At 69.2% G+C, this 13168-nt stretch carries 20 protein-coding genes; 1 reads left to right on the forward strand and 19 read right to left on the reverse strand.

Annotation, left to right across the window (positions count from 1 at the left end):
• Position 1: 1 nt before the first annotated feature.
• The 18 genes from rplF to OG937_19675 all read right to left on the reverse strand — a co-directional run bounded on the left by rplF (position 2) and on the right by OG937_19675 (position 9596).
• A complete protein-coding gene (gene rplF, locus OG937_19590; GenBank protein WUD73733.1) occupies positions 2–541 on the reverse strand; it encodes a 50S ribosomal protein L6 in 540 nt (179 codons plus the stop codon).
• Positions 542–562: 21 nt separating this feature from the next.
• Positions 563–961 carry a 30S ribosomal protein S8 gene (gene rpsH, locus OG937_19595; protein WUD73734.1) on the reverse strand — a complete coding sequence of 133 codons (399 nt, stop codon included), beginning with the start codon at positions 959–961 and terminating at the stop codon, positions 563–565.
• A 196-nt stretch (positions 962–1157) separates the two neighbouring features.
• Entirely contained in the window at positions 1158–1343 is a 186-nt protein-coding gene (locus OG937_19600; GenBank protein ID WUD73735.1) for a type Z 30S ribosomal protein S14, read from the reverse strand.
• 3 nt (positions 1344–1346) lie between these two features.
• Positions 1347–1904: a 50S ribosomal protein L5 gene (rplE, locus tag OG937_19605; protein WUD73736.1), complete on the reverse strand. Its 558-nt coding sequence runs from the start codon at positions 1902–1904 to the stop codon at positions 1347–1349.
• Positions 1904–2227 carry a 50S ribosomal protein L24 gene (gene rplX / locus OG937_19610; GenBank protein WUD73737.1) on the reverse strand — a complete coding sequence of 108 codons (324 nt, stop codon included), beginning with the start codon at positions 2225–2227 and terminating at the stop codon, positions 1904–1906. The genes rplE and rplX overlap by 1 nt, the downstream gene beginning before the upstream one ends.
• Before the next feature lie 3 nt (positions 2228–2230).
• Positions 2231–2599 carry a 50S ribosomal protein L14 gene (rplN, locus tag OG937_19615; protein ID WUD73738.1) on the reverse strand — a complete coding sequence of 123 codons (369 nt, stop codon included), beginning with the start codon at positions 2597–2599 and terminating at the stop codon, positions 2231–2233.
• Between the two features lie 149 nt (positions 2600–2748).
• Positions 2749–3033, reverse strand: a complete 285-nt coding sequence (gene rpsQ / locus OG937_19620) for a 30S ribosomal protein S17 (protein ID WUD73739.1) — start codon at positions 3031–3033, stop codon at positions 2749–2751.
• Entirely contained in the window at positions 3033–3257 is a 225-nt protein-coding gene (gene rpmC / locus OG937_19625; GenBank protein ID WUD73740.1) for a 50S ribosomal protein L29, read from the reverse strand. The genes rpsQ and rpmC overlap by 1 nt, the downstream gene beginning before the upstream one ends.
• The gene (gene rplP, locus OG937_19630; GenBank protein WUD73741.1) at positions 3257–3676 is read right to left on the reverse strand and encodes a 50S ribosomal protein L16; all 420 of its coding nucleotides are present in this window, start codon (positions 3674–3676) and stop codon (positions 3257–3259) included. The genes rpmC and rplP overlap by 1 nt, the downstream gene beginning before the upstream one ends.
• Before the next feature lie 5 nt (positions 3677–3681).
• Positions 3682–4506, reverse strand: a complete 825-nt coding sequence (rpsC, locus tag OG937_19635) for a 30S ribosomal protein S3 (protein ID WUD73742.1) — start codon at positions 4504–4506, stop codon at positions 3682–3684.
• Positions 4506–4853 carry a 50S ribosomal protein L22 gene (gene rplV, locus OG937_19640; GenBank protein ID WUD73743.1) on the reverse strand — a complete coding sequence of 116 codons (348 nt, stop codon included), beginning with the start codon at positions 4851–4853 and terminating at the stop codon, positions 4506–4508. Before rplV ends, rpsC begins: the two co-directional genes overlap by 1 nt.
• A gap of 43 nt (positions 4854–4896) precedes the next feature.
• A complete protein-coding gene (gene rpsS, locus OG937_19645; GenBank protein WUD73744.1) occupies positions 4897–5178 on the reverse strand; it encodes a 30S ribosomal protein S19 in 282 nt (93 codons plus the stop codon).
• A 12-nt stretch (positions 5179–5190) separates the two neighbouring features.
• Positions 5191–6027, reverse strand: a complete 837-nt coding sequence (gene rplB, locus OG937_19650) for a 50S ribosomal protein L2 (GenBank protein ID WUD73745.1) — start codon at positions 6025–6027, stop codon at positions 5191–5193.
• Between the two features lie 47 nt (positions 6028–6074).
• A complete protein-coding gene (gene rplW / locus OG937_19655; protein WUD73746.1) occupies positions 6075–6401 on the reverse strand; it encodes a 50S ribosomal protein L23 in 327 nt (108 codons plus the stop codon).
• Positions 6401–7051, reverse strand: a complete 651-nt coding sequence (gene rplD / locus OG937_19660) for a 50S ribosomal protein L4 (protein ID WUD73747.1) — start codon at positions 7049–7051, stop codon at positions 6401–6403. The genes rplW and rplD overlap by 1 nt, the downstream gene beginning before the upstream one ends.
• A gap of 4 nt (positions 7052–7055) precedes the next feature.
• A complete protein-coding gene (gene rplC, locus OG937_19665) occupies positions 7056–7700 on the reverse strand; it encodes a 50S ribosomal protein L3 (protein ID WUD73748.1) in 645 nt (214 codons plus the stop codon).
• Positions 7701–7714: 14 nt separating this feature from the next.
• Positions 7715–8023, reverse strand: a complete 309-nt coding sequence (gene rpsJ / locus OG937_19670) for a 30S ribosomal protein S10 (protein WUD73749.1) — start codon at positions 8021–8023, stop codon at positions 7715–7717.
• 391 nt (positions 8024–8414) lie between these two features.
• The gene (locus tag OG937_19675; GenBank protein WUD73750.1) at positions 8415–9596 is read right to left on the reverse strand and encodes a S8 family peptidase; all 1182 of its coding nucleotides are present in this window, start codon (positions 9594–9596) and stop codon (positions 8415–8417) included.
• A gap of 201 nt (positions 9597–9797) precedes the next feature.
• Between OG937_19675 and OG937_19680 the strand changes: the two genes are divergently transcribed.
• A complete protein-coding gene (locus tag OG937_19680) occupies positions 9798–11837 on the forward strand; it encodes a PIG-L family deacetylase (GenBank protein WUD73751.1) in 2040 nt (679 codons plus the stop codon).
• A 118-nt stretch (positions 11838–11955) separates the two neighbouring features.
• Here OG937_19680 and tuf read toward each other — a convergent pair whose 3' ends face one another.
• Complete coding sequence (tuf, locus tag OG937_19685) at positions 11956–13149, reverse strand: elongation factor Tu (protein ID WUD73752.1); 1194 nt, start codon at positions 13147–13149, stop codon at positions 11956–11958.
• Between the last annotated feature and the right edge of the window lie 19 nt (positions 13150–13168).

The following is a 13168-nucleotide window of genomic DNA, read 5'->3' on the forward strand; positions in this document are numbered from 1 at the left end:
CTTACTTACCAGCCTTTCCGACCTTGCGGCGGATGACTTCGCCCTCGTACTTGACGCCCTTGGCCTTGTACGGGTCGGGCTTCCGCAGCTTGCGGATGTTCGCGGCGACCTCGCCGACCTTCTGCTTGTCGATGCCCTCGACCGAGAACTTGGTGGGGTTCTCGACCTTGAAGGAGATGCCCTCGGGGGCCTCGACGACGATCGGGTGGCTGTAGCCCAGGGCGAACTCCAGGTTGGAGCCCTTCGCCTGGACGCGGTAGCCGACACCGCTGATCTCGAGCTTCTTCACGTAGCCCACGGTCACGCCGGTGATCATGTTCGCCACCAGCGTGCGCGACAGGCCGTGCAGGGCCTTGTTCAGACGCTCGTCGTTCGGACGCGACACCTGCAGGGTGCCGTCCTCGCCCTTGACGATCTCGATCGGCGCGGCAACGGTGTGGGTCAGGGAACCCTTGGGGCCCTTCACCGAGACCGTCCGGCCATCGATGGTGACGTCCACGCCGGCGGGAACCGGGATGGGCAGCCGTCCAATACGCGACATGGCTATACCTCCGTTTCCCGACTACCAGACGTAGGCGAGGACTTCCCCACCCACGCCCTTCTTGTTTGCCTGCTTGTCGGTGAGGAGCCCGTGGGAGGTGGAGATGATCGCCACGCCCAGGCCGCCGAGCACCTTCGGCAGGTTGGTGGACTTTGCGTAGACCCGCAGACCGGGCTTGCTGATGCGCTTGATGCCGGCGATCGAGCGCTCGCGGTTCGGACCGAACTTCAGCTCGAGAACGAGGTTCTTGCCGACCTCGGCGTCCTCGACCTTCCAGCCGGTGATGTAACCCTCCTGCTGGAGGATCTCCGCGATGTGCGACTTGATCTTGCTGAACGGCATGGTGACCTCGTCGTGGTACGCGGAGTTCGCGTTCCGCAGACGCGTCAGCATGTCTGCGATCGGGTCAGTCATGGTCATGTGATGGCCTTAGGCCTCTCTCGCCGGGGTTTCCTATATGCGCCATCCCTCTCCCCCATCAGACTGGGGACGGGTGCGGCGCGGGGACCTACGGCGTAGTAAGACGGTCATGGGCGGCGGGCGCCCAACCCTTCTACCTTACGGTATGCAGGGCTGGGCTCCCGCCACTCATCTGCTTACCGAGAGCCCCTGGTGGTTACCAGGAGCTCTTGGTCACGCCCGGCAGCTCACCGCGGTGCGCCATCTCACGAAGGCACACGCGGCACAGGCCGAACTTGCGGTACACGGAGTGCGGACGGCCACAACGCTGGCAGCGCGTGTAGGAACGCACGCCGAACTTGGGCTTGCGGGCGGCCTTCGCGATAAGAGCCTTCTTCGCCACGGCTCACGCCTCCTTGAACGGGAAGCCGAGGTGACGGAGGAGCGCGCGGCCCTCAGCGTCGTTGGTCGCCGTGGTCACCACGGTGATGTCCATACCCCGGGTGCGGTCGATCTTGTCCTGGTCGATCTCGTGGAACATGACCTGCTCCGTGAGACCGAAGGTGTAGTTGCCTCGGCCGTCGAACTGCTTCGGCGACAGACCGCGGAAGTCGCGGATGCGCGGGAGCGCGAGCGACAGCAGCCGGTCCAGGAACTCCCACATGCGGTCACCGCGGAGGGTGACGTGGGCGCCGATGGGCTGACCCTCACGCAGCTTGAACTGCGCGATGGACTTCCGGGCCTTGGTGACGGCCGGCTTCTGGCCGGTGATCGTGGTGAGGTCGCGGATCGCGCCCTCGATCAGCTTGGAGTCGCGGGCGGCGTCGCCCACACCCATGTTGACCACGATCTTGGTGAGACCGGGGATCTGCATGACGTTCTCGTACTGGAACTCGTCACGCATCTTGCCCGCGATCTCCTCGCGGTAGCGCGCCTTCAGACGAGGCGAAGTGGTGGCAGTCATCAGATGTCCTCACCCGTCCGCTTGGCAACGCGGATCTTGTTGCCCTCGTCGTCGAAGCGGTAGCCGACGCGGGTCACGACCTTCTTGCCGTCCTTCTCCACGACCAGCTGGACGTTGGAGACGTGGACGGGAGCCTCCGTCGTGATGATGCCGCCGGTCTTCGAACCACGGGCGGTCTGGCCGGCCTTGGTGTGCTTTTTGACCCGGTTGACACCCTCGACCAGGACACGGTCCTCAGCCGGGTAGGCCGCGATGACCTTGCCCTGCTTGCCCTTGTCCTTACCGGTGATGACCTGGACCAGGTCGCCCTTCTTGATCTTCATCGGTTACAGCACCTCCGGCGCGAGCGAGATGATCTTCATGAACTTCTTCTCGCGCAGCTCCCGGCCCACGGGGCCGAAGATACGGGTGCCGCGGGGGTCACCGTCGTTCTTGAGGATGACGGCCGCGTTCTCGTCGAAGCGGATGTACGAACCGTCGGGACGGCGGCGCTCCTTGACGGTGCGCACGACGACCGCCTTGACGACGTCGCCCTTCTTCACGTTGCCACCGGGGATCGCGTCCTTGACGGTGGCGACGATGACGTCACCGATTCCTGCGTAGCGGCGACCGGAGCCACCGAGGACACGGATGCAAAGGATCTCCTTCGCGCCCGTGTTGTCGGCGACACGCAGTCGCGACTCCTGCTGGATCACGTCTATCTCCTGATCGTCTGCCGGTTCCCTCCGGGGCGGGCCCGGAGAGCCTGGCGGAACCGTCCTGCGGGGAACCCCCCGCAGGAATTACGTGCCGGCCGGGGCCGGACCGCGCGAACGGGTCGCGCGGCCCGGCCGGCCGAGCAGTCTTACTTGGCCTTCTCGAGGATCTCGACGACGCGCCAGCGCTTGCTCGCGGACAGCGGCCGGGTCTCCATGAGGAGGACACGGTCGCCGACGCCCGCGGCGTTCTGCTCGTCGTGCGCCTTGAGCTTGTTGGTACGGCGGATGACCTTGCCGTACAGGGCGTGCTTCACACGGTCCTCGACGGCGACCACGACGGTCTTGTCCATCTTGTCGCTGACCACGAGACCCTCACGGGTCTTGCGGTCACCGCGCTGCTCGCTGCTCTCAGTCACATTCTTCTCGCTCATCAGGCGTTCTCCACCGTCTCGATGCCGAGCTCACGCTCACGCATGAGGGTGTAGATCCGGGCGATGTCCTTGCGGACAACCTTCAGCCGGGAGTTGTTCTCGAGCTGTCCGGTGGCCGCCTGGAAGCGGAGGTTGAACAGCTCCTCCTTGGCCTCACGCAGCTTGCCGACGAGCTCCTCGTCGCCCAGCTGACGCAGCTCGGTCGCCTTGGTACCGGCCGCCATTACAGCTCACCTGCCTCGCGCCGGACGATCCGGCACTTCATCGGAAGCTTGTGGGCGGCTCGGGTGAGCGCCTCACGCGCAACCTTCTCGTTCGGGAAGGACAGCTCGAACATCACCCGACCGGGCTTGACGTTCGCGACCCACCACTCCGGGGAACCCTTACCGGAACCCATGCGGGTTTCGGCCGGCTTCTTCGTGAGCGGACGGTCCGGGTAGATGTTGATCCAGACCTTGCCACCACGGCGGATGTGACGGGTGATGGCGATACGAGCGGACTCGATCTGCCGGTTCGTCACGTACGCGGGGGTGACGGCCTGGATGCCGTACTCACCGAACGCCAGCTCGGTGCCACCCTTGGCCATGCCATCACGCTTCGGGTGGTGCTGCTTACGGTGCTTGACCCGACGGGGGATCAGCATGGGGGTCAGGCCTCCGTTCCGGTGGTCTCCGCAGCCGGAGCCTCAGCGGTGGTCGCCTCGGCCTTGGGGGCCTGGGCGTCACCCTGGGGACGACGGCCACGGCCGCCGCGCTCGCCACCGCGGCGCTGCGGACGGTCGTTGCCACCGCCGCGGGCCGGGCGGTTGCCGGCGCGGGCGGCGGCGTTCTCTGCGCGGACCTCGGCGATGTTCTTGACGTCGCCCTTGTAGATCCACACCTTCACACCGATGCGGCCGAAGGTCGTACGGGCCTCGAAGAAGCCGTAGTCGACGTTGGCGCGCAGCGTGTGCAGCGGAACGCGGCCCTCGCGGTAGAACTCCGAGCGGGACATCTCGGCGCCGCCGAGACGGCCACCGCACTGGATCTTGATGCCCTTGGCGCCGGCCTTCATCGTGCTCTGCATGCTCTTGCGCATGGCACGACGGAAGGAGACGCGGGAGGACAGCTGCTCGGCGACGGCCTGGGCCACCAGCTGAGCGTCCGTCTCCGGGTTCTTGACCTCGAGGATGTTCAGCTGGACCTGCTTGCCGGTCAGCTTCTCCAGGTCGCCGCGGATGCGGTCGGCCTCCGCGCCGCGACGGCCGATGACGATGCCCGGCCGGGCGGTGTGGATGTCGACGCGGACGCGGTCGCGGGTGCGCTCGATCTCCACCTTGGAGATGCCGGCCCGCTCCATGCCCTGCGTCATCATCCGGCGGATGGCGACGTCTTCCTTGACGTAGTCCTTGTACAGCTTGTCGGCGTACCACCGGGACTTGAAGTCCGTGGTGATGCCGAGCCGGAACCCGTGCGGGTTAACCTTCTGGCCCATTACCGGGTTCCTTCCTTGCTGCTGACGACCACGGTGATGTGGCTGGTCCGCTTGCGGATCCGGTAGGCACGACCCTGGGCACGCGGACGGAACCGCTTCAGGGTCGGGCCCTCGTCGACGTACGCCTCGCTGATGTACAGCGACTCGGCGTCGGTGTGGTCGTAGTTGTGCGCGGCGTTGGCAATGGCGCTGTCGAGCACCTTGCCCACCGGCACGCTCGCGGCCTGCGGGGCGAAACGCAGGACCGCCTGAGCCTCCGTGGCGCTCATGCCACGGATGAGGTCCACCACGCGGCGGGCCTTCATGGGCGTGACGCGGATGTACCGCGCCTGGGCCCTGGCTTCCATGGTTGTCCCTTCGGTGTCTGTCATGGTCTTCGCTCTCCGCAGATCAGCGACGACGCGACTTGCGGTCGTCCTTCTCGTGGCCGCGGAAGGTGCGGGTCGGCGCGAACTCGCCGAGCTTGTGGCCGACCATCGACTCGGTGACAAACACCGGGACGTGCTTACGGCCGTCGTGCACCGCGATCGTGTGGCCCAGCATCGCCGGGATGATCATCGAGCGGCGGGACCAGGTCTTGATGACGTTGTGGGTACCGGCCTCGTTCTGAACGTCCACCTTCTTGATCAGGTGGTCGTCGACGAAGGGCCCCTTCTTGAGACTGCGCGGCATCTAAACCCGCTCCTAGCGCTTCTTGTTCGTCTTGCGGCGGCGGACGATGTACTTGCTGCTGGCCTTCTTCGGCGAGCGAGTACGACCCTCCTTCTGACCCCACGGGCTGACCGGGTGGCGACCACCGGAGGTCTTGCCCTCACCACCACCGTGCGGGTGGTCGACGGGGTTCATGGCCACACCGCGGACGGTCGGGCGGACGCCCTTCCAGCGCATACGGCCGGCCTTGCCCCAGTTGATGTTCGACTGCTCGGCGTTGCCGACCTCGCCGATGGTGGCGCGGCAGCGGGCGTCGACCAGGCGGACTTCACCGGACGGCATGCGAAGGGTGGCCATGGAGCCCTCCCTCGCCAGCAGCTGGACGGAGGCACCGGCGCTGCGCGCCAGCTTCGCGCCGCCGCCGGGCCGCAGCTCGATGGCGTGGATGGTCGTACCCACCGGGATGTGACGCAGCGGGAGGTTGTTGCCGGGCTTGATGTCGGCGCCGGCGCCGTTCTCGATGCGGTCACCCTGGTTCAGCTTGGCCGGGGCCAGGATGTAGCGCTTCTCGCCGTCCGCGTAGTGCAGGAGCGCGATGCGCGCGGTGCGGTTGGGGTCGTACTCGATGTGCGCGACCTTGGCCGGCACGCCGTCCTTGTCGTGACGACGGAAGTCGATCACGCGGTAGGCGCGCTTGTGGCCACCACCCTGGTGGCGAACGGTCACACGACCGGTGTTGTTACGGCCGCCCTTGCTGTGCAGGGGGCGGACCAGCGACTTCTCCGGCGTGGACCGCGTGATCTCGACGAAGTCGGCGACGCTGGAGCCACGACGGCCCGGGGTCGTCGGCTTGTACTTGCGGATACCCATTTCTCAGTCCTCGGAAGATTCCGGACTTCTGAACGTTCCGGTCCCCGTTAGGAGACCGGGCCGCCGAAGATGTCGATGCGGTCGCCCTCAGCGAGGGTCACGATGGCGCGCTTGGTGTCCTTGCGCTTGCCGAAACCGGTCTTGGTGCGCTTGCGCTTGCCCTGACGGTTGATCGTGTTGACCCCGGTGACCTTGACCTGGAAGACCGCCTCGACGGCCTGCTTGATCTGGGTCTTGTTGGCACGCGGGTCGACGACGAACGTGTACTTGTTCTCGTCCAGCAGCGCGTAGCTCTTCTCGGAGACCACCGGCTTGACCAGGATGTCACGGTGGTCCGTGAAGGTCCGGCTGGTGATCGCGGTCTGCTCGGCCATCAGGCGTCGCTCCCTTCGGTCTCGGCGGCGCCGTTACCGATGAAGCGGTCGAAGGCGGCCTTGGTGAAGACCACGTCGTCGGAGACGAGCACGTCGTACGTGTTCAGCTGGCCGGCCTCCAGGATGTGCACCTGGGGCAGGTTGCGGGCGGACAGCCACGCGGCCTCTTCGGCGCGGTCGGCGACGAGCAGCACGTTCTTGCGGTCGCTGATCTTGCCCAGCAGCGTCTTGGCGGCCTTCGTCGACGGGGACTCGCCCTCGATGACGCCGGTCACGACGTGGATGCGGTTGTGACGCGCCCGGTCGGTGAGGGCACCGCGCAGGGCGGCGGCCTTCATCTTCTTCGGGGTCCGCTGCGAGTAGTCACGCGGCACGGGACCGTGCACGACGCCACCACCGGCGAACTGCGGGGCGCGGGTCGAACCCTGACGGGCGCGGCCGGTGCCCTTCTGGCGGTACGGCTTCTTGCCGCCACCGCGGACCTCGCCACGCGTCTTGACCTTGTGCGTGCCCTGACGGGCGGCGGCCAGCTGCGCCACGACGACCTGGTGGATCAGCGGGATGCTGACCTTCGCGTCGAAGATCTCGCCCGGGAGCTCAACGGTCCCGGCCTTGTCGCCCGCGGGCGACAGAATGTCAATGGTGCTCATATCCTCAGGCCCCCTTGGCCGCGGTGCGGACCAGGACGAGGCCGCCGTTCGGGCCGGGAACCGCGCCCTTGATGAGCAGCAGGCCCTTCTCCGCGTCAACGGCGTGGACGGTCAGGTTCTGGGTGGTGACCCGCTCGTTGCCCATGCGGCCCGCCATGCGCAGACCCTTGAACACACGGCCCGGGGTGGCGCAGCCACCGATGGAGCCGGGAGAGCGGTGCTTGCGCTGGGTGCCGTGTCCGGCGCCGAGGCCCTTGAAGTTGTGACGCTTCATGACACCGGCGAAGCCCTTGCCCTTGCTCTTGCCGGTGACGTCCACCTTCACGCCCGCCTCGAAGACCTCCGCGGTGATCTCCTGGCCGAGGGTGTACTCGGCGGCGTCGGAGGTACGGAGCTCCACCAGGTGGCGGCGGGGGGTCACGTCGGCCTTGGCGAAGTGGCCCTTGAGGGGCTTGTTCACCTTGCGCGGGTCGATCTCGCCGAAGGCGATCTGGACCGACTCGTAACCGTCGACGTCGTTCGTACGGACCTGGGTCACGACGTTCGGGCCGGCCTTGACCACGGTCACCGGGACGACACGGTTGTTCTCGTCCCAGACCTGGGTCATGCCGAGCTTCTCGCCCAGGATGCCCTTGATCTGCTTAGCCATCTGTTCCGCGCCTCTCAGAGCTTGATCTCGATGTCGACGCCGGCCGGAAGGTCCAGGCGCATCAACGAGTCAACGGTCTTGGGCGTCGGGTCGAGGATGTCGATCAGGCGCTTGTGCGTGCGCATCTCGAAGTGCTCGCGCGAGTCCTTGTACTTGTGCGGCGACTTGATGACGCAGTACACGTTCTTCTCAGTGGGCAGCGGCACCGGGCCCGCGACCTGCGCACCAGTACGCGTCACCGTCTCGACGATCTTCTTCGCCGAGGAGTCGATGACCTCGTGGTCGTAGGCCTTGAGCCGGATGCGGATCTTCTGTCCCGCCATGGCTACTTCGTAGTCCTGTCTGCTAGTCAGCGCTCTGGAACTCGGTGGTTCGACCGCCTTCTCCGACCCACGCGGTCGGGCGTGTCGCTTCCCTTCCCTTAAATCACCGCATGACGGAGACCCTCAGGGAGGGGATACGTGGGAGAAGACACCCACCGAGCACCTGGTGAGCACCCCGCTGAGCTTCCCGGAAGATTCCCGTACGTCCGCCACCCCGCCTGGGGCGGAGAGTGACGACGAGTACTGTGGGACTCGCTTCCGGTCCTCCCGACGGGAGGCGCGCAGCATCGGCACTCGACCGAGCAACCCGGCTAGTCTGCCATACCGGACGCCTCGGACGCCAATCGGGGCGCAGTACCTTACCCCCCGCCGCCGCTCCCCCAAACCCGGGTCACAGTCCGGATGTGTACACCAGCAGCCGCGGGGTGCCGGCCGGGGCGTCGACGGGCACGCCCGGGGTGGCGCCGGCCAGCAGCCAGGAGGCGAGGAAGGACGTGGAGACGTCCCCGTACGTGTCCTTGTAGAGCGCCGCCACCCCCGTGACGTGCGGGGCGGCCATCGAGGTGCCGCTCATGCGGACCAGGCCGCCGCCCATGGCCGCGGAGGTGATCCCCGTCCCCGGGGCACTGATGTCCACGCAGCCACCCCAGTTGCTGAAGGACGCCTTGCGGTCCGACTCGTCGATCGCGGCGACGGTGAACGCGCCGGGCGCCGCGGCCGGGGAGACCTGGCAGGCGTCCCCGTCGGAGTTGCCGGCGGCGACGACCGGGAAGACCCCCGCGGCCGCCAGGCCCTCCACCGCGCGGTCGGCCGTCTCGCTGCGGGCGCCACCGGTCGACAGGTTGGCGACCGCGGGCTTCACCGCGTGGGCGGCCACCCAGTTCATCCCGGCGACCACCGTGGCCACCGATCCGCGGCCGTCGCAGCCCAGCACCCGTACCGAGACCAGCTTCGTCGCCCGGGCGACCCCGGTGGTGGCACCGCCGACCGTCCCGGCGACGTGCGTGCCGTGACCGTTGCAGTCGGTGCCGTCCCGGCCGTCCCCCACCGCGTCGAATCCAGGCACCGCCCGTCCCCCGAACTCGGCGTGCCCGAAGTCGATGCCGGTGTCGATGACGTACGAGGTGACCTTGGCTCCCGTCGCCCGCACGCTGAAGGCGCCGCCGTCGTGGGCCCGGTTGCCGATCCGGGCCAGGCCCCAGGACGTCTCGGCGGCGGCCGCGGCCACCTGCGTCGCCGGCTTCGGTGCCGCGACCTCGGCGTCCTGCTCCACGGCCTCCACCCCGGGCACCGCGCGCAGCCGGGAGACCTGGCCGTCGCTCAGCCGGGCGGCGAAGCCCACCAGCGCGCTGGTGAACGTGAACATCGGCTGCGCCTCGACGCTGCGCAGCACCGAGCCCGGGTCCGTGCCCGGCCGCAGCATCACCAGGTACTGCCCGGTGATGCCGCCCTGCGCCGCCATCCGCAGCGGGGCCCCGGGCGGCTCCGGCGTCGCGGCGGCCCCGCCGAGGGCGGGCAGGACGGCCGCCAGGACGGCGGCGACGACCACTGCCCGGCGCTGGGACAGGCGCATGGCGGGCTCCTCGGGGGACTCGTACGGGTGTGCACCGAACGTCACAAGTCGTAACACCGAGTGGTCGTACGCTGCTCGCGCAGTGTGCCAATCGGGCGAGCGGGTGAGCGGGCGCCCCGATGACGTACACGCGTCGCCCGAGTGGCGCACGCCGCGGCGGGGCCCGGCAACCTCCCGGCTGGAACGGCCCTCTAACGTGGCGTGAAGATCGTCCCCACCCGTCGGCGCTTCCTCGCCGCGTTCGCCGCCGGCTCCGCGGCCGTCGCCCTGGGCGGCTGCTCCCGGTCCGGGGGCACGGCCACCGGTCCGGCGCCCGCCCCCCTGGCGTTCAGCGCCCCGGCGGGCGGGGCGCGGCTGTTCCAGGTGCTGGCGCACCCCGACGACGAGCTGTACTTCATGAACCCCGACACCGTGCAGGCCGTGGAAGCGGGCGTCCCCGTGGTGTCGGTGTACGTCACCGCGGGCGAGGCGCACGGGGTCAACCGCCCACCGGGACAGCCGCGTCCGGCCCCCGACAAGGCCGCCTACTCCGCCGCCCGTCACCAGGGCCTGCGGCAGGCGTACGCGGCGATGCTGGGCACCGACATCTTCACGCCCTGGCGGCGCGGCACCACGCGGCTGGCCCACGGGATGACCGCCGAGGTCGACACCTTGCGCGTGGGCGACCGGGAGGCGGTGCTGGTCTTCCTCAACCTCGCCATGCACGGCACGACCGACAGGGTCGGGCTGCCGCAACTGTGGCAGCTGCCAGGCATGACGCTGCCGACCTTCGCCTCGGCGGGCTCACCGAACGCCGCCAGGGACACCTACACCCACGAGGTACTGGTGGACGTGCTCGCCGGACTGCTGCGGCACCACCGGCCGACCCTCGTCCACACCCTCGACCCCGACCCGGACATGGAGGCCAACGCGGCCACCCGGCGACGGGACGTCGAGCAACCCGGCTACAGCGACCACTGGGACCACACCGCGACCGCGCTGTTCACCTGGAAGGCGATCGCCCGCTACGCCGAGGGCGTCGCCCGCGGCGAGGGCATCGCGCCCGCCTTCCTGACGACGGCCTACCGCGGCTACTACAACCACCACTGGCCCTACAACCTCCCGCCCGCGCTGCTGCGCCGGAAGGCCGGCTACCTCGCCCCGTACGGAGGCGCCCCCGACTGGCCGTGCGGCGACCCCTCCGGCTGCGGCGACTACCAGGTCGGCATGGGCAGGCCGCTCGCCAACCGCAAGGGCTGGGTGCGCAGCACCCACTACCGCCACCCCGGCGCCCGCCTGGTACCGGGGACCGACGCGCAGGGGCGGCTGGTCGCCCACGGGGTGCTCGGCACGCGCGCGGTGCGCTGGCGGGAGACCGCACCCGGCAGCGGGCGCTGGGGCACGCCGCGGGACCTGGGCGGCGGACCGCTCGCCCCCGCGCTGAGCGTCGTCACCGACCCGGCCGGCGGCGGACCGCTGCTGTTCGCGCTGCGGTTCGCCGCCCTGGAGAGCGACCGGGCGGCCAACACCCGTGACGTCGTGGTGCTGGCGGAGGGCCGCGACTGGGAGGGGCTGGGCTCGCCCGAGGACGACCCGGACCGGGGGCGCAGGATCGGCGTACCCGTCGCGGTGGCCGCGCCGGACCGCCGGGTGCACCTGTTCGTGCGCAACGCGGCCAAGGGCCTGAGCACCCGCGTACGGGAGCCTGACGGCACGTGGACCGGCTGGCAGGACCTGGGCGGCGGCGAGGTGCAGGACGGGCTGAGCGCGGTCGTGGACCGCGACGGGAGGGTGCATGTGTTCGCCGCCGGGCGGACCGCCGTGCACCACTGGTCCCAGGACGCGCCGGGCCGGCCGCTCCTCTGCCGGGCGCTGACCGCGCTGCCGGTCCCCGCCGATCCCCCGGCGGCCGCGGCGGAGCCCGACGGCTCCCTGTCCCTGGTCTACCGCCTGCCCGCGAGCGACGGACTCCTCGTCCACCGGCTCGGCGTGGTCCCGGCGGCGCTCGGGCCGGACCGGCCGCGGCTCTTCGACGGTTACGGCCCCCTCGCCCAGGCCCACGGGCTGCTCGCCGGACGCGCCGCCGACGGTGCCGTCCACGTCGCCGGCCTCACGCACCCGGCCGGCGCGCTGCGCCGGGGCGCCCCCGGGTACGGCTTCCCGGCCCTGCACACCCGCCCCGGGGCCCGGCCGGCCGTCGTGGGGTTCGGGACGGACGCCACGCCCTGGATCTGGCGGCCGGAGCTGCGCACCCCGGTCTAGCCCCCCGGCCCCCCGGCCCCGGGCCCGGAAAACGCCGAGGGCCCCGGCCCACCGCGTGAACGGTGGGCCGGGGCCCTCGTACAGCTCGCGTAAGGCAAGCGGCAGATCGCCGGGATCCTTACTTCAGGATCTTGGTGACCTGGCCGGCGCCGACGGTCCGGCCACCCTCGCGGATGGCGAACTTCAGGCCCTCCTCCATGGCGATCGGCTGGATCAGCGCGACCGTCATGGCGGTGTTGTCGCCCGGCATGACCATCTCGGTGCCCTCGGGGAGGGTCACGACGCCGGTCACGTCCGTGGTACGGAAGTAGAACTGCGGGCGGTAGTTGTTGAAGAACGGGGTGTGACGACCACCCTCGTCCTTCGACAGGATGTAGGCCTGGGCCTCGAAGTCGGTGTGCGGCGTGACCGTACCCGGCTTGATGATGACCTGGCCGCGCTCGACGTCCTCGCGCTTGATGCCGCGGAGCAGCAGACCGACGTTCTCACCGGCCTGGCCCTCGTCGAGCAGCTTGCGGAACATCTCGATGCCGGTGACCGTGGTGGTGGTCTTCTCGGTCTTGATGCCGATGATGTCGACGGTCTCGTTGACCTTGAGGATGCCGCGCTCGATACGACCGGTGACGACGGTGCCACGACCGGTGATCGTGAAGACGTCCTCGATCGGCATCAGGAACGGCTTGTCGACGTCGCGCTCGGGGGTGGGGACGGCCTCGTCCACGGCCTTCATCAGGCCGAGGAGCTTCTCGCCCCACTCCTTGTCGCCCTCCAGCGCCTTCAGCGCGGAGACGCGGACGACCGGCAGGTCGTCGCCCGGGAACTCGTACTCGGAGAGCAGCTCACGGACCTCGAGCTCGACGAGCTCCAGGATCTCCTCGTCGTCCACCATGTCGGCCTTGTTCAGGGCGACGACGATGTAGGGAACGCCGACCTGGCGGGCCAGGAGCACGTGCTCCTTGGTCTGCGGCATCGGACCGTCGGTGGCGGCGACCACGAGGATGGCGCCGTCCATCTGCGCGGCACCGGTGATCATGTTCTTGATGTAGTCCGCGTGACCCGGGCAGTCGACGTGCGCGTAGTGACGCGCGTCCGTCTGGTACTCGACGTGCGCGATGGAGATGGTGATACCGCGCTGCCGCTCCTCCGGCGCCTTGTCGATCTGGTCGAACGGCGTGAAGGGGTTCAGGTCCGGGTACGCGTCGTGCAGCACCTTGGTGATCGCAGCGGTAAGAGTGGTCTTACCGTGGTCGATGTGACCGATGGTGCCGATGTTGACGTGCGGCTTAGTCCGCTCGAACTTCGCCTTCGCCACTGGGGTCCTCCTGTGGAGT

It is taken from the genome of Streptomyces sp. NBC_00510 (assembly GCA_036013505.1).
In the GTDB taxonomy this organism is placed as follows: domain Bacteria; phylum Actinomycetota; class Actinomycetes; order Streptomycetales; family Streptomycetaceae; genus Actinacidiphila.